Source organism: Actibacterium sp. 188UL27-1, from assembly GCF_016901225.1.
Lineage (GTDB): Bacteria > Pseudomonadota > Alphaproteobacteria > Rhodobacterales > Rhodobacteraceae > 188UL27-1.
Genome location: NZ_JAFEUL010000001.1, coordinates 494,766 through 515,449 on the forward strand (window position 1 = coordinate 494,766; position 20,684 = coordinate 515,449).

A 20,684-nucleotide genomic window follows, 5' to 3' on the forward strand; every position below is an offset into this window, starting at 1 on the left:
CCGTCAGATCGAAAAGGTGCCTATACCCGCATCGGCATCACAACGTAGACTGCCGATGTGTCCGTTCCTTCCCGCATCAGGGTCGGGTCGCCAGATGAATTGAACATAAAGACGGCATTTTCGCGGTCCACCTGGCTGGCAATCTCCAGCAAGTATTTGGCGTTAAACCCGATCTCCAGTCGGTCATCACCGTAGGCCACGGCAAGCTCTTCTTCGGCATTGCCGCTGTCGGGCGCGTTGACCGACAGGACCAGACGATCTTCGTCCAAGGCCATCTTCACCGCGCGGGAGCGTTCCGAGGATACGGTCGCGACCCGGTCCACCGCCTTGGCAAACTCGCTGGCATCCACTTCCAGCTTGCGGGTGTTTCCGACGGGAATGACCCGTGTATAGTCCGGGAAGGTCCCGTCGATTACCTTTGAGGTCAGTGTGATATTGGGGGTCGCAAACCGCACCTTGGTCTCCGACACCGAAACGGCGATGTGCGCTTCGTCGTCATCCAGCAATTTGCGCAACTCGCCCACGGTTTTGCGGGGGACAATCACGCCGGGCATGTCATCGGCACCAGATGGCAGATGCGCGTCGATCCGCGCCAGACGGTGGCCGTCCGTGGCCACGCAGCGCAAAGCCTTGCCGTCTTCCCCATCCGCGACATGCATGTAGACGCCATTCAGGTAGTACCTTGTTTCCTCGGTGGAAATCGCGAATTTTGATTTGTCGAACAAGCGCCGCAGTGTCGGTGCCTCGGCCGAGAAATTGGCGTCGTATTCGGCATTGGCCATTACCGGAAAATCTTCGCGGGGCAGGGTGGCGAGGGAGAAGTTCGACCGCCCGGCCTCCACCATCAATCGATTGGACGCGCCATCATCGGTCAGCTTGACCTGTGCGCCATCGGGCAGCTTGCGGACAATTTCATGCAGCAGCACGGCGGAAACGGTCGTTGCCCCAGCACGCTCAACCACGGCTGCGGCCTTGTCCACGACCTCGATATCCAGGTCAGTTGCGCGAAAGCTGGCAGTGTCGCCTTCCGCTTCGATCAACACATTGGCCAGGATCGGTATGGTGTTGCGCCGCTCCACAACCGACTGCGCCTGGGCGACCGCCTTTAGCAGCGTGCCGCGCTCAATGCTGATCTTCATCTATTTGCTCCCTCCAGTACCGGGAGCAAAAACGTATCTGTTTCGCACCCTTGCACAAGCCCTTTTTCCCACAGGCTTTTGATTTTCAGGCGGATTGTGCCGTTAAGCTTCCAGCGACCGGCGCAACAGGTCCAGATCTTCAGCGATCTGGCTATCGGTGCTGCGCAACTCCTCGATCCGTTTGACGGCATGCATGACCGTGGTGTGATCACGGCCACCGAAACGGCGCCCAATTTCGGGAAGGGAGCGGCTGGTCAGCTGTTTGGCGAGATACATCGCCATCTGGCGCGGGCGGGCGATGGTGCGGTGCCGCTTGGGCCCAATCATATCGCTGAGGCGCATGTTGTAATGTTCGCTCACCTTGCGCTGGATCTCCTCGACCGTGACCTTGCGGTCGCTGGCGCGGAGCGTGTCGGCAAGACAATCCTGGGTTAGATCAAGCGTAATCTCGCGACCCACCAGACTGGCAAAGGCAAAAAGCTTGGTCAGCGCGCCTTCGAGGACGCGGACATTGGTCGAGATGCGATGGGCCAGGAACTCCAGAACGCCATCGGCAATCACGAGACCGCGATAGAGCCCGCGATACTGCTCGACCTTTTGTTGCAGAATGCCCAGGCGCAATTCGTAGTCTGTTGGGTGAAGATCGACGACCAAACCACATTGGAGACGCGATTTGATGCGCTCTTCCAGATCCTTGATCTCTCCTGGCGCGCGATCCGCCGAGATGATGATCTGCTTGTGTTGATCGACCAGGGCGTTGAACGTGTGAAAGAATTCTTCCTGCGTGCTGTCCTTGCCAGCGATGAACTGCACATCATCGACCATCAGAACATCGACCGAGCGGAAAAGCTCCTTGAACTCCATCGTATTGCGCTCACGCAGAGCCTGTACGAAGCGATACATAAACTGCTCCGCCGACAGGTAGACGACACGCAGGTCAGGACGGTCATTCTGTAGTTGCCAGGCGATGGCATGCATCAGATGCGTTTTCCCCAAGCCCACCCCACCATAGAGGAATAATGGGTTGAACGAGACGGGGCCACCTTCGGCCACGCGGCGCGCGGCGGCATGGGCCAGCTCGTTGGGCTTGCCCACGACAAAGGTGTCAAAGGTGAACCGGCGGTCAATCGGTGCGCCGGGCACGTCGGCCTGCGTCTCTCGTGGCTTGGCCGGTACCTTTGGTTGCTGTTGTGCCACTTTTGCATCAGCAGGGACCGGGCTGGTTCCGCACCGTGGGACGTTAAATTCGATCCGATCCACATCTGCGCCGGAGCTTTCCAGATGTTGGATGATCTGATCCCCGAAATTCCGCGACACCCAGTTGCCGATGAAATTGGTGGGAACTTTGAATTGCGCGACACCATTTTGCAGCCCGTCAAATTCCAATGGTTCGATCCAGGTCAGGTAGTTGTTCTTGCCCACCGACTTGATCATGTCTTCTCGTACACGCCCCCAGGTGTCGTCCGTCATTCTGCTTCCGCTTCCTTATTCTGCCCCAAACACAACCAAGGACCTTCCCCGAAAGTCCAAGCACATGACGATCCAACCACAAGTCACCATCAGACCGGGCAAGAGCCGTCTTGCCAAGCCAGACAACACCCATACCAGACGCGGCCCAGCAGCGGGTCACGTGGATACGGTCGTTAAAGACATGAGGGTCGGGCCAAGGGCCGGTGACCTCTTTCGTAAGACCAGGTCAATGCTTCTGCATTTTGACCCGGGTTACCGATCTAACACATGACTGCTGATGTTCAGTTCCCCAACGGATTTCAGCAGTGCGTCAGGTCCATGTCCCCCCGGTGAATTGAATCGCACTCACAAGCTAGCAAGTGGGCCCATGACGGCGCAATCTTTCTTCGAACTTGACAAAACCTTTGTATGCCCGAATCCGCAAAGATCGTTTAAATCCAATAAAATAAGGGGATTTCGTCACATCGGACGAAGAAGGCGCCCCTGTGAGCAGGGACGCCTTGAACCATTCCGTACGGGCAGAATTTAGGCGCTGATCGCCTTCACGCGAGCGGAAAGCCGCGAGATTTTGCGCGATGCGGTATTCTTGTGAAAGATGCCTTTGGTCACACCGCGCATCAACTCTGGCTGGGCGGCGCGCAAGGCGTCTTTGGCTGCGGGTTGGTCACCGGAGGCGATCGCCTCTTCGACCTTCCGCAGGAAAGTCCGAATGCGCGATTTGCGCGCCTTGTTCACGGCGGCGCGGCGTTCGTTCTGACGCGCACGTTTCTTTGCTTGGGGCGAATTTGCCATAAGTGTCGGGTCCCGAAAGTCAGGTCTATGATCAGAAGTGCGGTGCGTAGGCGGCCTTCGTGATCGAGTCAAGCATGATCTTGCGTTTACTTATCGCGAAACTGCGGCTCGCGTTTCTCTAGGAAGGCGGCCATCCCTTCGGACTGGTCCTGGGTCGCAAAAAGCGCATGGAACAGGCGGCGTTCGAACAGCAATCCCTCGCGCAGTGGCATCTCGTAGGTGCGGTTGACCGTCTCCTTGATGGCGCGGACGGTCAGGGCGGATTTTTCGCTGATCTTGTTGGCTGCTGCCATGGCTTCCTCCATCAGCTTTTTGGGGGCAACCACGCGACTGACAAGGCCGCTCCGCTCCGCCTCCTCCGCATCCATGAACCGGCCGGTGAGATGCATGTCCATGGCTTTAGATTTACCAACGAAATGGGTCAGCCGCTGGGTGCCGCCGATCCCGGCCATGACACCCAGATTAACCTCAGGCTGGCCGAATTTTGCGGTGTCTGAACAAATGATGAAGTCACACATCATGGCCAATTCGCAGCCACCGCCCAGGGCATAGCCTGACACGGCAGCGATGATTGGCTTGCGGCAGCGCATGATCTGCTCAGCCTCCCGGCCAAACAGATCGTCCCCGAACGCATCGACAAAGGATTTTTCCGCCATTTCGCCAATATCGGCCCCGGCGGCAAAAGCCTTGTCCGAGCCGGTCAAGACAACGCACCGGATCTTGTCGTTGGCCTCCGCCTCGGCCAAGGCCGTTCCCAGTTCCTCCAGAAGCTGGCCATTCAGGGCGTTCAGCGCATCCGGGCGGTTGAGTTTGATGAGGCACACATGGTCAGTGATATCGACGATCAGTGTCTCGAATGCCATTGGTCAGCCTTTCGCATGGGTCGCTGCGTCGGAAGGGTTAACACCTGTCGGGGCCGTTTCAAGCTATCTTTGGCATTGCGGACAGTAGAATGAAGATCGACCCGACTGAATGATTCGGACGATTGTGCCGGTGCAATCAGGGGTGGAACAGGCCGTTCCTTCGCGATCATAAACCCGAAACGTATGCTGAAAATATCCAAGCTCGCCATCGGCTTGGCGGTAATCGCGTAACGAGGAACCGCCCGCCGCAATCGCTTCGTTCAGCACATCGCGGACCAGCGGAACAAGTGCGGCAGCACGCTGCGCGGAGAGGCGCCCAGCCTTGCGCCGTGGTGAAATTTTGGCCCGATGGAGCACTTCGCATACATAAATGTTGCCCAAGCCCGCAACCACACGCTGATCCAGCAAGGCCGACTTTATCGGTGTCATCCGCCCGGCCAGCCGATCCGTCAGATATGTTTCGTTGAAGGCATTGCCCAGGGGCTCCGGCCCCAGCCCTGCCAGCATCTTATGGGCCTCCACCTGTTCGGTGGCGGCCAAGTCCATCGCCCCGAACCGCCGCGCGTCGTTGTAGGTAATGCGCGCGCCATTCTCCATGTCCAGCACTACATGATCGTGCTTTTGAGGCGCTGGATGGCTGTGATGGAACTGTCCCTGCATCTGCCCCGAGATTAGGACACGCCCGGACATGCCCAGATGAATGATCAACGTCTCGCCACTCGACAGATCCGCCAGGATGTATTTCGACCGCCGTCGCAATGCTGTCACGCGCTGGCCCGTTAGCCGCGCGGCCATCTGCGGTGGGAGCGGCCAGCGCAGATCAGGGCGTCTGACATCCGCGCTTTGGATGACCTGTCCCTCCATCACGGGAAGCAGGCCGCGACGAACCGTCTCGACTTCGGGCAATTCGGGCAAGCTGGCCTCTCCTACCTAAGGGGGCGCATTGTAACCCCGTTGTGGCGCTCTATAAGGTCTAGCGACATCAAGGAACGGCAAGAGCAGATGACAGAGCAGGACGCAAGGACAACCCATTTCGGCAATCAGACCGTGGCCGAAGACGAAAAAGCGGGGCTGGTCCAGGGCGTGTTCTCGTCTGTCGCTTCTCGCTATGATGTCATGAATGACTTGATGAGCGGCGGCATTCATCGGCTGTGGAAAGACGCCATGATGGATTGGTTGGCGCCGCGCCCGGGGCAGCGTCTGCTGGATGTTGCGGGCGGTACGGGCGACATCGCGTTCCGGTTTTTGAAACGCGCACCGCAAGCTTCGGCTGTGGTCTGTGATCTGACAGAGCCGATGCTGATCGCAGGGCGCGAACGAGCCGAGGCTGAGCGTCTGGGCGACCGGCTGGACTGGCTGGTTGGCGATGCCATGGCGCTGCCATTCGACGACAACAGCTTTGACGTTTACACGATCAGCTTCGGCATCCGGAATGTCACCCGGATCGGCGATGCCTTGGCTGAGGCGTTTCGCGTTTTGCGCCCGGGCGGCCGCCTGATGGTGCTGGAATTCAGCCAATTGCCCAATCCGGCCATGCAATGGGCCTATGATCGCTATTCCTACAACGTGATCCCAACCATGGGGCAGGTGGTCACCGGAGATCGTGACAGCTATCAGTACCTTGTTGAATCCATAAGAAAATTTCCTGATCAGGACATCTTTGCAGACATGATCCGCCAGGCCGGTTTCGACCAGGTCAAATACCGTAACATGACGATGGGTGTTGCCGCGCTGCATTCCGGCTGGAAGCTCTGACCGCGTGCGGGGACCTCACAATATCTGGCGGCTGATCCGGACGGGGGCAACGCTGGAACGGACCGGTGCGATGGGCGCCGTCCTCGAAGCTTTTCGTGCGCCTGCCAATCTCCGGGTGGCCGCCCGGCTGCTGGGCTGGCCCTTTGCTTGGTTGGGTCTGAAAGGAGATCCGAACCTGCCGCCGGTGACCCGTGCGCTGACGGCGCTGGGCCCGGCCTACATCAAGTTCGGGCAGATCCTGTCGACCCGTCCCGATGTGGTAGGCGATGAGCTGGCGATGCAGCTCAAAGTCCTGCAGGACAAGCTTCCGCCATTCCCACGATCCGTGGCCATGCGGATGATCAAGGATGAACTGGACGTTCCCGTCGAAAGCCTGTTTTCAGAGTTTTCCGAACCGGTCGCCGCCGCCTCCATCGCCCAGGTCCACCGGGCGCGGCTCGCTGAGACGGATCAGGAGGTTGCGGTCAAGGTTCTGCGCCCCAAGATCGAACGCGATTTTCGGCGTGACATCGATGCCTTTTACTTTGCAGCTTCGGTGATCGAACTGCTGTCCCCCGCCTCGCGCCGATTGCGGCCCACGGATGTGATCACCCATTTTGAAGGGGTCGTTTTGGGGGAACTGGATTTGCGGCTAGAAAGCTCTGCCGCGGCGGAGTTCGCCGCCAACACGGCCAAGGATGCCGGGTTTCAGGTGCCAAAGATCCAGTGGTTCCTGTCGGGCCGCCAGGTCATGACGCTGGACTGGGCCAAGGGGTTATCGGCCAATGATATCGCGGGTATCGATGCGGCTGGTCACGATCGCCACGATTTGGGGGAGCGGGTCCTGCGCCTGTTTCTTCAGCACGCTTTGCGGGACGGCTATTTCCACGCCGACATGCACCAGGGAAATCTGAAGATCGCACCCAATGGTGACATCATCGCGCTGGATTTCGGGATCATGGGGCGGCTTGATGAATACACCCGCCGCGTTTATGCAGAGATCCTTTTCGGGTTCATCCGCAAGGATTATCGCCGTGTCGCGGAGGTGCATTTTGAGGCGGGCTATGTGCCAGCTGGCCAGGATATCGATGAATTTGCACGGGCGCTGCGCTCGGTTGGGGAGCCGATCTTTGGCATGGATGCCTCCCGCATCTCCATGGCGCGCCTGCTGACCTATCTCTTTGAAGTAACGGAGAGATTTGGAATGGAGACCCGGACCGAGTTGATCCTGCTGCAACGGACCATGGTGGTGGTCGAAGGGGTGGCGCGGTCGCTTAACCCGAACATCAACATCTGGGAAGTCGCGCAGCCCGTTGTGGAGGAATACATCAAGGAAAACATCGGTCCAAAGGCGCTATGGCGGGATCTGACCCGCACGGCGCGGGTGCTGGCGCGGTTTGGGCCGCAATTTCCGCAACTTGCTGAGGATTTGCTGATCCGCCAGACCTCACGCCCCTTACCGCAGCCAGAACCGACCGGGCGACGGGCCGTGGGATGGTTCACGCTGGGGGCTGTGGCGGCGGCTGCGCTGATCTGGGCACTGGGTGCCGTTTAGCGGCAGCGGCGCGTTGGTGTCGGTATGAGGGACCGTCATGTGTTTGGATACGGGTCGCTGGTAAATTGTGCGACCCATGATTACCGCGCACTCCATGCGACCCGATTGACGGGCTGGCAACGGGTATGGCGGCACCTACCCGGGCGAGATTTCGCGACGTTGAGTGTGGAACTCTCTGAAAATAAAGAAATTTTCGGGCTGGTTGCATGCGTGGCAGAGCCTGATTGGGCCGGGCTGGACCTGCGGGAAGCGCTTTATCGGCGACGTCATGTGCGCGTCTCTGAGCCTGAGGAGCGCAAGGTGATCTTGTATGAAGTGCCCCGCGATCAAGCATTTGCGGAAGCCCCGGCGCCGGTCCTGTCGAGCTATCTGGATGTCGTGGTGCAGGGCTATTTGCGGCTTGGTGGGGAGGCTGCGGTGGACGGCTTTTTCAACTCGACCATGGGTTGGAGCAGGATCCAGGATGACCGTGCCGCCCCGATTTACCCGGGCCATCAATCCCTGACACGCGAAGAGTGGGCGCTGGTTGACCGCCATGCGGCGCGGGTCAGTTAGCCCGTGCGGAGGAGATGCAGACTCCATGCACAAACCATACACATCCCATACACATGACCTGCGCGTCAGTCGCAACTAGCGCAGCGGCTGGGGAAGCTGGGCCCATGCAAAACGCGTGTGCAATGTGCACCGAAATGAAGCGGCCCGAACGAATCTGTGAGCGAGATGCACGGCCTGTGTCACAGCCCGCAGCCCACGGACATGGCGGCCTCATCAACCGCCGCGCGCCTATCCCGGGAGGTCGAAGAAATCCAAAGTGTCGAAGTTCGACAGAAGGAGATCGTCCAGATCCGTAGGCTGAATCCGTTCCCGTTATTCCAGGAAATATCACCATCGACCTGAACAGCCGTGACGAGGAAATAGTCATAGGCCGCTTCGGTCGTTTCTGGTGGCAGCGCGACCCCATTTGCGTTGCCGCGGATGGTCACATCTGGGTCAATGAAGGACAGGTCGATGCTATCATCACCGGCGCCGGCGAATATCGTGTAATCGAAATCCGCAGTGACACCGTAACATGCAATGGTTCGAAATAGTCGTTGCCGTCGCTGAGGCGCGTTTCGATGACAGTTCCCAAAGCATCCAATACCAACAGGAAGCCGGTTGGACTGTCCGTCTGTTCGGAGAACAGATTATACCAATTCGGGGAAAGCTCTTGCAGTTCCGAAAGGGCAATTGGAGCAATCTCAACGAGATGGCTTGCACCCCAAGGAAAGGGAGACGAGGTGGCCAGGTCCGAAGAGGTGACCGTACCGCCGATTGGCCTGCCGGTATTCGACCACAACTCCTGCTTCACCTGGGATGCCATGGCGAAATCCCGTGGGAGGATCATCGGAGAACATGAGGGACGGTTCAGCCATGGAAAAGCCCTCTCTCACGGATGGCTGTGTCGAAACGTTGAGGACATTTGGACGGTGGCCGCCGTCGATCACAGTGTTGCGCGAACTGTTTTAGCGGCGCATGTGCAGGAGGCTCATGAGGCGCCCTTCGCGGGCGAAGCTGTCGCGCGGTTTGGCGGTTTTTGTGCCATTCATCACCCGCAGTGTCAGCCACAGGGCGAGGGCCGCAAAGATCACCCCACCCAAGGCTTGACCGATCAGGACGCCGGGTGCGCCGAACAGCGCGCCGCCTGCCAAGACCAGGGGGATGGTGCCCAGCGTGTGGCGGCCCCAGTTGATCCATGTGGAATAGAACGGGTGGCCCAGATTGTTGAAGGCTGCGTTGCTGACGAAGATCGCGCCGTTGAAAAAGAATGCCAGCGCCAGGGGGCCGCAGAACAGGTAGACCAGTTGACGGGTTTCACCCGTCGCGCCGAAAAGGTCCGCGATGGGTGCGCGCAGCAAGAACAGCAGCACGGTCATCGACACCACGAAGACGCCGCAGAACAGCAGGCCATCGCGGAAGGCCTGTTTGACCCGGTCATGTTGGCCTGCGCCGAAATTCTGGCCGATGACGGGGCCGATGGCGCCGGACAGCGCAAAAATCACCCCGAACGCCACCGGGGTCAGTCGGGCGGTTATGGCCATACCGGCCACCGCGGCCTCTCCATAGGCGGACATGGTGCGGGTGACGAAGGCCTGACCGATGGGTGTTGCAAGCTGGGTCAGGATGGCGGGGAAGGCGATGGTGACGATGGGCGGCAAGGCGACGGCCAGCGCCCTGACGGTGGGCCGGACCAGCCCGCCATGGTGGTAGAAGATCGGCAAAAGGCCCGTGGCGGCGATGGCCACGCGGGCGGCGACAGAGGCGAGCGCCGCGCCGGTCAGTTCCAGATCCAGGCCGAAGATCAGGATCGGGTCGAGGATGGCATTGACGCCCGCGCCATAGATCGTGGCCATCATGGCGCGTCTGGCATCGCCATGGGCGCGCAGGATCGCGCCGCCCAGCATCCCGATCAGCAGCAGCGGCAGGCTGGGCACGATGATCGACAGGTATTGCACGGCCAGATCCAGCGTGACGCCGGACGCGCCCATCAAGGCAGTCAGTGGCCTGAGATAGACCCAGACCACGGCGGAAAAGGCCGCGCCGAAGATCACCCCCCAGACCAAGGCGGCGGAGGCGCGCGATTGCGCCAGTTCAGCATCCCCCGCGCCCAGGGCCCGCGCGACCAACGCGCCCGCTGCAATCGCCATACCGATGCTGAAGGAGGTGGTGAAGAACAGGATCGCACCCGCATACCCAACCGCGGCGGCCAGTTCATCCCGGCCCAGCATCGAGATAAAGATCATGTCGATGAAGTCGACGACGAAGACGGCCATCAGGCCCACCGAGGACGTCAGCGCCATCACTGTGATGTGGCGCAGCAGGTTGCCTTCCAGGAACTTTGCGTTTTCCGCCATCGCGACCTTGGATTAGCGCCCGCCGGTGACGTCCAGCGTGGTCCCGGTGATGTAACTGGCTTTTGGTGATAAAAGCCAGACAATCGCCTGGGCGACCTCATCTGCGCTGCCTTTGCGGCCCAGGGGCACGGCAGGCCCGAGATGATCGGCGCGGTCGGGTTCACCGCCCTTTGCGTGGATCGCGGTATCGATGATGCCGGGGCGGATGCCGACGACGCGGATATTCGCAGCGGCAACCTCATGCGCCAATCCGGTCGTGAACGTATCGATCGCGCCTTTGGTGGCGGCATAGTCGACATATTGGTTGGGCGCGCCCAGACGCGCGGCGGCGGATGAGATGTTGACGATTGCCCCGCCAGTGCCCTGCGCCTCCATCCGGCGCACGGTTTCGCGCGCCACGGCCATGGCCCCCACCACGTTGACAGCGAAAAGCTGGCTGATACGGGCATCGTCCATTTCGGTCAGGCGGGCGTTTCGACATCGGCGGAGAGCGAGACGTCACCTTGTGCGATCTCTACCCGGGCACCCTTGGCGCGGCAGGTCCGGGCGGTGTCCTCGGCCCCGGCCCGGTCGGTGTTGTAGCTCAGCATCAGGTCATAGTCCGGGGCGGCCAGGCGCGCAGCGGCGGCACCGATGCCCGCGGAGGCGCCGGTGATCAGGCAAAGGTGGCGCTGGGTCATAGGGTGGGCCGCTTCTGCAAAAGCGGCAGGACCTCTGCCATTTCAGGGCCGCGTTGGCGCCCGGTCATGGCCAGGCGCAGCGGCATGAAAAGGCCCTTGCCCTTGCGGCCCGTTGCACCTTTCACCGCAGTGGTCCAGGTGCTCCAGGTCGTTGTATCCCAGGGCTGGTCGGGCAGCAGGGCAAAGGCCTGGGCCACAAAGTCCCGATCCTCATCCGCGACCATAGGGGTGGCGCCTTCGGTGAACAGGGTCCACCAGGCCGCCATGTCGGCGCGTGTTTCGATATTTTCTTTCACGACGTTCCAAAACGCCGCTGCCTGGTCGGCGGGGATCCCCAAAGCGGCGATGTCACTGGTCACCGCTTCCAGGGGAAGTGTCGCCAGATGGCGGGCGGTCAGAGGCCCCAGATCGGCCACGTCGAACTTGGTGGGGGCCGCGCCGAACCGGGACAGGTCAAAGCCGTCGATCAACTCCTGATGGGTGGCGCGCAGCTCGAACGGGTCTGAGGAGCCGAGGCGGGCCATGTGGCTGAGCAGGGCCAGGGGTTCGATCCCCGCCGCACGCAGATCGCGCAGGGCCAGGGTGCCGAGGCGTTTCGACAAAGCCTCGCCCTGGGGGCCGGTCAGCAGGGAATGGTGGGCAAAGGCGGGAAGCGTGCCGCCCAAGGCCTCGATAATCTGGACCTGGGTGGCGGTGTTGGTCACATGGTCGGAGCCGCGCACGACATGGGTGATGCCCATCTCGGTATCGTCGACGACGGAGGCCAAGGTGTAAAGGACCTGCCCGTCGCCCCGGATCAAGACAGGGTCACTGACCGAGGCCGCGTCGATGGACAGATCGCCCAGGATCCCGTCAGCCCATCCGATCCGGGCATGATTCAGCAGAAACCGCCAATGGCCGCCGCGTTCTGCGCGCAGAGTATCTTTCTCGGCATCCGTCAGGTTTAGGGCCGCGCGGTCATAGACTGGTGGTTTGCCCATATTGAGCTGCTTCTTGCGCTTCAGGTCCAGCTCGACCGGTGTCTCGAACGCTTCATAGAACCGATCGGCGGCGCGCAATTGGTCGGCGGCGGCGGCGTAGCGGTCTAGCCGGGAGGATTGGGTTTCGAGCCGGTCCCAGGTGAGGCCGAGCCATTCCATATCTCCTTTGATAGCGTCGGCGAATTCGGGCTTTGAGCGCTCTGGATCGGTATCGTCCAGCCGCAGCACGAAGATACCGCCCGATTGTCGTGCGATCAGCCAGTTGAACAAGGCCGTCCGCAGGTTGCCCACATGCAGATAGCCGGTGGGCGAGGGGGCAAAGCGGGTGACGGCAGACGACATGGGGCAGGCCCTTTCATGTTGGAAGGTGACGCCATATGGGCAAGCGGGCGGCCAAGTGCAATGCCTCAACCGCTGTCATACGCCGATCTCTGTCGCTGGTTTGTGAACAGCATCCCCTTTCCCTTGGGATAATCGCTGCTATTTGTCGCGCAATCATCCCGACAGGAGAGAACCCCATGACCTTGACCGTAAATCGCCGTCAGGCTTTTTTTACATCCGTGGCTGCGCCCGCGGTGCTGACATTGCCCACGCTGGCCCATGCCGACGGGCATGAGGCCGCACCAGCCCAGATCACAAACTCCATCACCTTGGGCGACATGAAGGTCACCAGCATGTTGGACGGTGTCCGCCACGGCAATGAAGAGCCGCAGGGGACGTTTGGCATGAATGTCTCGGCCGAGGAATTCGCCACCGTGTCGGAGGAGAACTTCATCCCGGTCGACACGACCAGCTTTTACTTCACGCCGACATTGGTCGAGACTGGTGAAGAGGTCATCCTGTTCGATACTGGCCTGGGGCAAGGGGGCCTGATCAAGGCGCTGGCCGAAGCGGGCAAGGCACCCGAGGATATCACGACTGTGGTCCTGACCCATATGCACCCTGACCATATCGGCGGCATGATGACCGATGGGGCGCCGACCTATGCCAATGCCAACTACATCACTGGCCAGACCGAGTATGATTTCTGGGCCGCCCAAGAGGCCGGCAACCGTGTGGGTGACCTGGTGAAAACAAATGTCACGCCGCTGGCCGACAAGATGACCTTTATCGGTGATGGCGGTAGCGTGACATCCGGCATCACGGGCATGGCTTCGTTTGGCCATACGCCCGGTCACATGGTTTACATGCTGGAAAGCGGGGGCCAGCAATTGGTCCTAACCGCTGATCTGGCCAATCACTATGTCTGGTCGCTGGCCTATCCCGACTGGGAAGTGCGCTTCGACATGGACAAGGAAGCCGCCGCCGGGGCGCGTCGCGACGTACTGGGCATGCTGGCCGCCGACAAGATCCCGTTCATTGGCTATCACATGCCGTTCCCGGCCTTGGGCTATGTCGCCCCGCGCGACGACGGGTTCCGCTATGTGCCGGTCAGCTATCAGTTTGCTGGCTAACGCAATTTGGCGCGCGATTTCTGTCGCGCGCCTGTCTGCTCTTTGTCACATGGTCCTGCGATTATGTTCAAAACCGGAGGGCCAGACATGACCATTGTCATCCATCACACCCCCGATTGCGGGACTTCTCGCAACGTATTGGCAACGATCAAGGCAGCGGGGTATGTTCCAACCGTCATCGAATATCTGCAAACCGGCTGGACCCGCCCGCAATTGTTGGGCCTGTTCGTTGCGGCTGGGCTGACCCCGCGTGACGCCCTGCGCACCAGCAAAAGCCCGGCGGAAGAGCTGGGATTGCTGGATCCCGCGATCCCTCATGACGTGATTCTGGACCAGATGATCGCCCACCCGATCCTCGTGAATCGACCGATTGTATGCACCGCGAAGGGTGTTCGATTGTGTCGTCCGAGCGAGGCTGTGCTGGACCTTTTGGAACGCTGGCCACCTGCGCCCTACGCTAAGGAAGACGGTGCGCTGATAATCGGTGCCGATGGTGAGATCGTGGCGCGCTAGTTGGGATCGGTCGCTTTGGTTTGTGTGCCTTACAGGTCGACAATGAGAGTTTCCACCGAGGCGGGGATATTTTCGGACACATGATGGGTAGAGGGTGCGATGGGAGCCGGTGCTGGTGTCTTTGAGCGGCGCTAGCTGTTTCGCACAGGGGGCTGGTTCTGGTTGGATCGCCGTGCTGCCGCGGCCTCCCGCCAGGCCAACAAGGCCGCGCCGCTGAGGATGATCCCGGCGCCCGACAGGGACACCCAGTCGGGGATGACCCCGAAAAGGGCGGCATCGTAGAGGCCCGCGAAAATCAGGGCGGCATAGCTAAATGGGACGACAAAGCTCGCCTCGGCCCGTGCCATCGCGTTGACAAAGCAGGCCTGGGCGCAGGCCATGCAGGTGCCGAGCGCTGCCAGTCCTGCCCATTGAGCCGGGGTCGGTGGCTCCCAAAAGGCGATGACGGCGCAGGTTGCGATGATGACGCCCAGGCTGTTGTTGACCAGCAGCACCTGGAACGGGTTTTCCAGGCCTGAAAGGCGTTTGATCAGGATGATTTCGAACCCGATCACAGCGGCTGAAGCCAGCGCGATCAGAGCGGCCGGTTGAAAGGTGCCCGGACCGGGCCGCAGCAGTACCATTGCGCCGCAAAGGGCGATTGCAGCGGCGAGCCAGCGAACGGGCCCCACACGTTCGCCAAGCAGCGGGATGGCCAGTATCATGGCAAAGACGGGGTTCAGAAAGCTGATCGCGGTGGCGTCGGACAAGGCGATGCGGGCTGAGGCCGCGAACATCAGCGTCACACCGATCCAGCCGCAGGTCGTGCGCGCCAGGTGCAGCCGCCAGTGGGGCCGCTGCAATTTGGGCCGCAGGATGGAGGCGGCCGCAGCGAGCGCAAGCAGGGCGAAGATGAACCGCCCGTGGCTGACCTGCAGGGGATGAAGGGCCGGACCCAAGGCATCTGTCCCCAACGCCTTTGCCAACAGTGTCGTCGCAGCAATGAGGGCCGAGGCCGTCAACATCAACAGGACGGCGACACGCGGGTTGGGGGAGATGTCCATGGCGCTGCCCTACCCGTCGCCGCGACCGTCCGCCAGAGCTGATCTGCGCGCGGGCGTCAGGTTTCGCTTTTCCTTCCGACCACGCTCTGCTAGTCCGTCCGTATGAACACGCATGTCATTACCGCCTGCCGCTCGCGCCGACGCCGACGCGCCTGACATCCGGGCCGGAAGGCCGCCTGTTCGCTCTTCCCAATTGACAACACCGTGCCACCGCTGGCACTTCATACATTCTGACCCATGAGGTGGACCCATGTTCCCGTCCCTCCTGCCGACCTATTCCCGTGCGCCGATGAGCTTTGTCAAAGGCGAAGGTGCCTGGCTAATTGAGGCGGATGGCCGACGTTACCTGGATATGGGCGCGGGCATCGCAGTGAACGTGCTGGGCCATGCGAACCCGTCGCTGGTGGCGGCGATCACGGAGCAGGCCGGCACGCTTTGGCATGCGTCGAACCTGTACAATCTGCCGCAGCAGCAGGCCCTCGCCGATAAGCTTGTCGATCTGACATTCGCTGACACGGTGTTTTTCACCAATTCGGGAACCGAAGCTTGCGAGCTGGCGGTCAAGATGGCCCGAAAGTATTGGTTCGATAAAGGTCAGCCTGAGCGGGTGAAGATCATCACGTTCAGCGGTTCCTTCCATGGCCGGTCCTCTGCCGGGATCGCGGCCGCCGGGTCAGAGAAGATGACCCATGGCTTTGGCCCCTTGCTGCCCGGTTTTGTGCATCTGGATTTTGCGGATCATGAGGCCTTGACCGCCGCGATGAAGGCCCCCGACGTCGCTGGCGTGCTGGTCGAACCGGTCCAAGGTGAAGGCGGCATTCGTCCGCTCCCCGATGCCTGCCTGAAAGGGCTGCGCGATGCGTGTGACGAAACCGGCGCCTTGATGATCCTGGACGAGGTGCAATGCGGCGTCGCCCGGACCGGCAAGCTTTTCGCCCATGAATGGTCTGGCGTCACGCCCGATATCATGATGGTTGCCAAGGGCATCGGCGGTGGCTTCCCCTTGGGCGCAGTGCTGGCGACCGAAGAGGCGGCCAGCGGCATGACCGTCGGCACCCATGGCTCGACCTATGGCGGCAACCCCTTGGGCTGTGCTGTGGGCCTTGCCGTTCTGAACATAGTGGCGGAGCCTGCTTTTCTGGATGAGGTCAATCGCAAGGCCGGTCTGCTTCGGCAAAAGCTTGAAGGTCTTGTCGCCGCCCACCCGCAGGTTTTTGACCATGTGCGTGGGTCGGGCTTGATGCTGGGCCTGGTCTGCAAGGCCCCCAACACGGCCTTCGTTCAGGCGGGCTATGAACAGAACCTGATCACAGTTCCGGCGGCCGACAACACCGTCCGCCTTTTGCCATCCTTGAACATCACCGATGAGGAGTTGGCGGAGGCTGTGGCGCGGCTGGACAAGGCCGCGGCCTCCCTCACCGTCGATGCTGACCTATAGGTTCATCCCCGTGACCCGCGCAGATTACCCGATGCTGCAGCATTGGCTCTCCCAGCCGCATATCGGCGGCTGGTGGGGTTCGCCCGAATGTGAGATCGCTTTGTTCAAACGCGACCTCGACACCGGCCCGACCGATATGCGCATCGTCTGGGCAGATGCGCCGTTTGCCTATGTACAAGACTACCCTGCCCATTTCTGGCCCGCCCCGCAATTCGCGGGGTTGGCCAAGGATGCCCGCGCGATCGACACGTTCCTGGGCGATCCTGCTTATCTGGGTCAGGGCCATGGCAGCACCTATCTGTGCCAACGCGCGACCGAATTGACCAAGGCCGGGGCCAGCACCATCGTCGTTGATCCTGACCCGCAGAACACCCGCGCCATCGCCGCCTATACCAAGGCCGGTTTCACCCCGCTGGAGGAGCGCGTCTGCGAAGATGGCGATCCCGTGCTGGTCATGACCTTTACACCTGGACCGACAAAATGAAGCACTTTCTGGACATCAATAAAACCGAACCCGGCGATCTGCGCGGCATTCTTGACGAGGCCAAGCGGATCAAGTCTGCCCGCGCCGGTCGGTCCAAGGGCACATTGGATGCAGAGACCCCGCTGAAAGATCATATCGTGGCGTTGATCTTTGAAAAGCCGTCGACCCGGACGCGGGTCAGCTTTGACGTGGGCGTGCGGCAGATGGGCGGGCAGACCCTCGTCCTGTCCGGCAGTGAGATCCAGCTGGGCCACGGCGAAAGCGTCGGCGACACGGCCCAGGTGCTGAGCCGCTATGTTGATCTGATCATGATCCGGACATTCGAGGAAGCCTCGCTGTTCGAGCTGGCACACCATGCCACCGTCCCGGTGATCAACGGCCTGACAAACCGCAGCCATCCCTGCCAGATCATGGCCGATATCCTGACATTCGAGGAGCATCGCGGGCCGATCACTGGCAAAAAGGTCGTCTGGACGGGCGACGGCAACAATGTCTGTGCGTCATTCCTGCATGCGGCGGGACAGCTTGGCTTTAACGTCACCGTCAGCGGGCCCGAGCCGCTGGACCCCGAGCAGGTCTTTATCGACGAGGCCCGCGCCAAGGGTGCCCAGGTCGAGATCGAGCGCGATGTCTTCAAAGCCGTCGAAGGCGCTGACCTGATCGTCGCCGATACCTGGGTCAGCATGCATGATCCGGTTTCTACCCGCGAACGTCGCCACAACCAGTTGCGCCCCTATCAGGTGAACGACGCGTTGATGGAGGCTGCGGGCAAAGATGCCCTCGTTATGCATTGCCTGCCCGCCCACCGCGAGGAGGAGTTGACCTCTTCCGTCATGGACGGCCCCCAATCCGTCATCTTCGACGAAGCCGAAAACCGCCTCCACGCCCAAAAGGCCATCATGCGCTGGTGCCTGAAATGAACGACGGACTACGCCTGTCTTGCATATTGCCAACACTAGCAGCGATCGCGGCGGTCAGCGCCATGCCATTGGCGGCCCAAGGTGCGGGGTGGCGGTTTGATGGCTATGTTGCAGGGGGCGCCTGCGATGGCCGCCCCGCGCTGACGGGAAGGGAGCGAGGCAAGTTGGCCTGGGCCAATCACAGCTTTCGATTTGTCTACCTAATGCCCGATGAAACGCCGGTTTCGGTGGTCGTCAAGATCCGGCTAGAAGGGGCTTTTGACGGAACGAGGTTTCCGGCCGCGATCTGTGCCTCACCGGCCCAACTGACCTTTTCGACCGGCGAAACCGTGCGGGGTATTGTCGAGCCTAAAGAACAGGACCCCACTGCGGAGTATCGTGACTGGTCCTACCGAATGCATCTGGAAAACAATCCGCTGGCGGACCGGATAGATTTTACCATGGCCAACCCGCTGCACCTTTACGGTATGGTGCATATGGGCGACGAGTACGTTCCGTTTGGTGGCTGGTCCCTTGGACGGGAGCCTAAGAACCGCCGCTAGCGCGTGTTGCGTTCAGTTGGATCCAAGATACGCGGCCTCTCGCCGGCGCTCCAACACGCATTTTGATGCGTTCTGATCCAATGCAACCCGTTACCGGATGATCCACAGTCGCGATGCGGCCAAGCGGGCTTTTAGGTTTGCCCCCATGTGCCGGCGCGGAGGGCTTCATGGGTTGGGAGCATCCCGATGGCGTTTAGGCGAATTTCAAGGTCTTGGGCCCGTTTCACGGCCTCCGGATCGGTCAGGTCCCAAAACGCCCTTTGTGTTGCCAGAAATGTGCCGGGCCCCAAAGGCGAGACGATCCCTACCTCCGGCAGGCTCTCTGCGGTCACCTGAAACGGGATCCACCCGGCCCACCCAATCCCCGCTCGGTTGCGCTGATCCAACGGGCTATCCAGATGCGGATAGCTTTCATAAACCGCCTGAACATGTTGAAGCGGCCACCACACTGCCAGCGTCGCGATAACCTCGCGCAGCATCGGCGCATCGGTAAGCGATGGGACGATGGAAAGACGGAGTTCCTGATTGCCCTCCAGGCGATCATAGCGGAAAAATGCCGTATACCGTTCAGGCGGAAGCGGTCGTCCTTTCGCAGCCTGCGCGCTTTCGGCCGCTGCAAAGAATAAATCACCATCATCACCCGGGGGCTGAATAGTACGAAAACCCGCTTCAATGTCAGCCAAAGGTGCCGAGAAGGGAACGCCGTTGACTTCCCAGCCTGGATGGAATGGAGGCAGTTTTTGCAGCAAAAGTGCCAGATCGACGAAAGCTGCGAAGCCCTCGTGTGAAGGCAAGGGGCCCCGCCGAAAGTGACAGATCACACTCATATAAAGCATGCCCTAGCTCCTCTGCCATGGATTTTGCATGACATCATATTTTGGAATCGGTCCGATACGGTCGCCACCCCGTCTTATGAAGTAGTGAAACGAGTTATGGCTTTCAAAGACCCAAAGTAGTTTCGCATGTTCAACGTTTGCGATGCGGCGAAACTGGTTTCCAGCTTTCCTGAGTAGCTCATCGAAAGTGACTTCCGCTTGAAATCTCTTCGCTTCAATCGGTACGACGATGGAACCTGTATCCGGTTGGCCATCCGAGCCCGTGCGTGGCGTCCATTCAGCCGTCAGGGCCGTGTCATAGGCGTATTTCGCCTGGATCAGGGTGCAGGTGGGCGCATCGAAGCCATCCCACTCATGGGGCTGACCGGCATCATTTGTCAAATATATGAATTCGGCAATGCGCCCGCGGCCGGGATCAATGGGAAGATTACAGACATAGACCTGATAGCCAACCCAGGCATAGTTGCCTTCTTGCGTTTCTGCCTCTGTGATGCCTGCATTGAGGTAGTTGTTCCAGTCGTAATACCCTTCAAGGCGTGGTTCGCATTCATCGCAACCGTCGGTGCAGTCATCGCTGCTCTGGACATTCTCTTCGATCCTCTGGCGCACCGTTTCATGGGGTTGCGGGAAGTCCGGGGTTGGCGTGGGTTCCCCGGCTTCGCCCGCCAGTTCGCCGGCCTCGGGCGTGGGTTCCGGAAGGGTCTGTTCCGGGGGAACAACGGGACCAACGGTAATGCCCTCTTCGGGGTCATCGGTGATGTTCTCCCCACCACCTGGATTGCCGGTCGGTAATTCGATCTCGGGCAGGTCCTCGGGCACGGGGGCTAGAAACGGGTCCAGCCAAAAGGGGCAATTGGTATAGGTCGGGTAGGCATTGCCTTGGGGATCGACATAAATATCACCGGTAGGCGTGCAGTAGCGTTCAAAAACGTTGCTTATGTCACGATCACCACCAAATCTCAGCGCCACGTCCGTTTCGGCGGAACAGCACCTTGAGGGTTTGAAACAGGTCACGGGCCTTTGTGTCGGGGTCGCCGTAAGCGCCGTTCACGTCAGACATCAGGTCTGGAATGCCGTGGAAACCGGGGGCCAAAAGCAGGTCAACATAAATCCATTGCTTGATCGTCCGTTTGTATTCGAGGCCAAAATCAAGCGCGGCCTGGCGGGAGTTATCGACCGCCCAGACAAGTTGGGCGTCGGAAAGACCGGCAACAGGACCCGGACGGAACGCCCGAATTTCCGTGGCAAGCTCAGCATTGGCCTTTGCCCGAGCGGGCGCGTTCCCAACATCAAGCATCTTTTGGGTCAGCTTGGGGTACTGCATGGCAACAACCGATTGTTTCAAAATCT

Annotated in this window: 22 protein-coding genes and 1 pseudogene; 9 read left to right on the forward strand and 14 right to left on the reverse strand. The window is 60.5% G+C overall.

What is annotated here, in order from left to right:
* Positions 1-20 precede the first annotated feature (20 nt).
* The 5 genes from dnaN to mutM all read right to left on the reverse strand — a co-directional run bounded on the left by dnaN (position 21) and on the right by mutM (position 5,179).
* A complete protein-coding gene (dnaN, locus tag IU397_RS02535; RefSeq protein WP_204410303.1) occupies positions 21-1,139 on the reverse strand; it encodes a DNA polymerase III subunit beta in 1,119 nt (372 codons plus the stop codon).
* Positions 1,140-1,241: 102 nt separating this feature from the next.
* Positions 1,242-2,609: a chromosomal replication initiator protein DnaA gene (gene dnaA, locus IU397_RS02540; RefSeq protein ID WP_204410304.1), complete on the reverse strand. Its 1,368-nt coding sequence runs from the start codon at positions 2,607-2,609 to the stop codon at positions 1,242-1,244.
* 525 nt (positions 2,610-3,134) lie between these two features.
* A complete protein-coding gene (rpsT, locus tag IU397_RS02545; protein ID WP_204410306.1) occupies positions 3,135-3,401 on the reverse strand; it encodes a 30S ribosomal protein S20 in 267 nt (88 codons plus the stop codon).
* Positions 3,402-3,487: 86 nt separating this feature from the next.
* Positions 3,488-4,264: an enoyl-CoA hydratase gene (locus IU397_RS02550; RefSeq protein WP_204410309.1), complete on the reverse strand. Its 777-nt coding sequence runs from the start codon at positions 4,262-4,264 to the stop codon at positions 3,488-3,490.
* 63 nt (positions 4,265-4,327) lie between these two features.
* On the reverse strand, positions 4,328-5,179 hold the full coding sequence (gene mutM, locus IU397_RS02555) for a bifunctional DNA-formamidopyrimidine glycosylase/DNA-(apurinic or apyrimidinic site) lyase (protein ID WP_204410310.1): 852 nt from the start codon (positions 5,177-5,179) through the stop codon (positions 4,328-4,330).
* Between the two features lie 87 nt (positions 5,180-5,266).
* Between mutM and ubiE the strand changes: the two genes are divergently transcribed.
* From ubiE to IU397_RS23775, 3 genes are read left to right on the forward strand one after another with little or no spacing between them, the layout of a single operon-like run.
* Positions 5,267-6,019, forward strand: coding sequence for a bifunctional demethylmenaquinone methyltransferase/2-methoxy-6-polyprenyl-1,4-benzoquinol methylase UbiE (gene ubiE / locus IU397_RS02560; RefSeq protein WP_204410312.1), 753 nt, complete (start codon positions 5,267-5,269; stop codon positions 6,017-6,019).
* Between the two features lie 4 nt (positions 6,020-6,023).
* Positions 6,024-7,553: a 2-polyprenylphenol 6-hydroxylase gene (ubiB, locus tag IU397_RS02565; RefSeq protein WP_204410313.1), complete on the forward strand. Its 1,530-nt coding sequence runs from the start codon at positions 6,024-6,026 to the stop codon at positions 7,551-7,553.
* A 24-nt stretch (positions 7,554-7,577) separates the two neighbouring features.
* Positions 7,578-8,108 carry a gamma-glutamylcyclotransferase family protein gene (locus IU397_RS23775; RefSeq protein ID WP_204410315.1) on the forward strand — a complete coding sequence of 177 codons (531 nt, stop codon included), beginning with the start codon at positions 7,578-7,580 and terminating at the stop codon, positions 8,106-8,108.
* A gap of 179 nt (positions 8,109-8,287) precedes the next feature.
* Here the strand turns inward: IU397_RS23775 and IU397_RS02575 are convergent, their stop codons facing one another.
* The 5 genes and pseudogenes from IU397_RS02575 to gltX all read right to left on the reverse strand — a co-directional run bounded on the left by IU397_RS02575 (position 8,288) and on the right by gltX (position 12,446).
* Positions 8,288-8,536 (reverse strand): hypothetical protein, encoded by a 249-nt coding sequence (locus IU397_RS02575; RefSeq protein WP_204410317.1) that lies wholly within the window; start codon positions 8,534-8,536, stop codon positions 8,288-8,290.
* Positions 8,533-8,913 carry a hypothetical protein gene (locus tag IU397_RS02580; RefSeq protein WP_204410319.1) on the reverse strand — a complete coding sequence of 127 codons (381 nt, stop codon included), beginning with the start codon at positions 8,911-8,913 and terminating at the stop codon, positions 8,533-8,535. Before IU397_RS02580 ends, IU397_RS02575 begins: the two co-directional genes overlap by 4 nt.
* A gap of 142 nt (positions 8,914-9,055) precedes the next feature.
* A complete protein-coding gene (locus IU397_RS02585) occupies positions 9,056-10,444 on the reverse strand; it encodes an MATE family efflux transporter (RefSeq protein WP_204410321.1) in 1,389 nt (462 codons plus the stop codon).
* A 12-nt stretch (positions 10,445-10,456) separates the two neighbouring features.
* Positions 10,457-11,124 (reverse strand): annotated as a pseudogene (locus tag IU397_RS02590) (SDR family oxidoreductase).
* Positions 11,121-12,446: a glutamate--tRNA ligase gene (gene gltX, locus IU397_RS02595; protein WP_204410323.1), complete on the reverse strand. Its 1,326-nt coding sequence runs from the start codon at positions 12,444-12,446 to the stop codon at positions 11,121-11,123. Before gltX ends, IU397_RS02590 begins: the two are co-directional and overlap by 4 nt.
* Before the next feature lie 176 nt (positions 12,447-12,622).
* Here gltX and IU397_RS02600 point away from each other — a divergent pair, with 176 nt between their 5' ends.
* Together IU397_RS02600 and IU397_RS02605 are read left to right on the forward strand one after the other, a co-directional pair.
* Complete coding sequence (locus tag IU397_RS02600) at positions 12,623-13,558, forward strand: MBL fold metallo-hydrolase (RefSeq protein WP_204410325.1); 936 nt, start codon at positions 12,623-12,625, stop codon at positions 13,556-13,558.
* Between the two features lie 87 nt (positions 13,559-13,645).
* Complete coding sequence (locus tag IU397_RS02605; protein ID WP_204410328.1) at positions 13,646-14,071, forward strand: arsenate reductase family protein; 426 nt, start codon at positions 13,646-13,648, stop codon at positions 14,069-14,071.
* A gap of 131 nt (positions 14,072-14,202) precedes the next feature.
* Here IU397_RS02605 and IU397_RS02610 read toward each other — a convergent pair whose 3' ends face one another.
* Positions 14,203-15,114 (reverse strand): DMT family transporter, encoded by a 912-nt coding sequence (locus tag IU397_RS02610; RefSeq protein ID WP_204410330.1) that lies wholly within the window; start codon positions 15,112-15,114, stop codon positions 14,203-14,205.
* 250 nt (positions 15,115-15,364) lie between these two features.
* On the opposite strand from IU397_RS02610, the gene IU397_RS02615 reads away from it, so the two are divergent.
* Genes IU397_RS02615 through IU397_RS02630 form a run of 4 tightly spaced genes read left to right on the forward strand, consistent with a single transcriptional unit; the run spans position 15,365 to position 18,498 of the window.
* Positions 15,365-16,552: an aspartate aminotransferase family protein gene (locus IU397_RS02615; RefSeq protein WP_204410332.1), complete on the forward strand. Its 1,188-nt coding sequence runs from the start codon at positions 15,365-15,367 to the stop codon at positions 16,550-16,552.
* Between the two features lie 10 nt (positions 16,553-16,562).
* Complete coding sequence (locus tag IU397_RS02620) at positions 16,563-17,036, forward strand: GNAT family N-acetyltransferase (protein ID WP_204410334.1); 474 nt, start codon at positions 16,563-16,565, stop codon at positions 17,034-17,036.
* Complete coding sequence (argF, locus tag IU397_RS02625; RefSeq protein WP_204410336.1) at positions 17,033-17,956, forward strand: ornithine carbamoyltransferase; 924 nt, start codon at positions 17,033-17,035, stop codon at positions 17,954-17,956. Before IU397_RS02620 ends, argF begins: the two co-directional genes overlap by 4 nt.
* Positions 17,953-18,498 carry a hypothetical protein gene (locus tag IU397_RS02630; RefSeq protein ID WP_204410338.1) on the forward strand — a complete coding sequence of 182 codons (546 nt, stop codon included), beginning with the start codon at positions 17,953-17,955 and terminating at the stop codon, positions 18,496-18,498. Before argF ends, IU397_RS02630 begins: the two co-directional genes overlap by 4 nt.
* A gap of 131 nt (positions 18,499-18,629) precedes the next feature.
* On the opposite strand, the gene IU397_RS02635 is transcribed toward IU397_RS02630, so the two are convergent.
* From IU397_RS02635 to IU397_RS02645, 3 genes are read right to left on the reverse strand one after another with little or no spacing between them, the layout of a single operon-like run.
* Positions 18,630-19,334 (reverse strand): Imm52 family immunity protein, encoded by a 705-nt coding sequence (locus IU397_RS02635; RefSeq protein ID WP_204410341.1) that lies wholly within the window; start codon positions 19,332-19,334, stop codon positions 18,630-18,632.
* A 3-nt stretch (positions 19,335-19,337) separates the two neighbouring features.
* The gene (locus tag IU397_RS02640) at positions 19,338-20,303 is read right to left on the reverse strand and encodes a Tox-REase-5 domain-containing protein (RefSeq protein ID WP_204410343.1); all 966 of its coding nucleotides are present in this window, start codon (positions 20,301-20,303) and stop codon (positions 19,338-19,340) included.
* Positions 20,281-20,658 carry a hypothetical protein gene (locus IU397_RS02645; protein WP_204410345.1) on the reverse strand — a complete coding sequence of 126 codons (378 nt, stop codon included), beginning with the start codon at positions 20,656-20,658 and terminating at the stop codon, positions 20,281-20,283. Before IU397_RS02645 ends, IU397_RS02640 begins: the two co-directional genes overlap by 23 nt.
* Positions 20,659-20,684 lie beyond the last annotated feature (26 nt).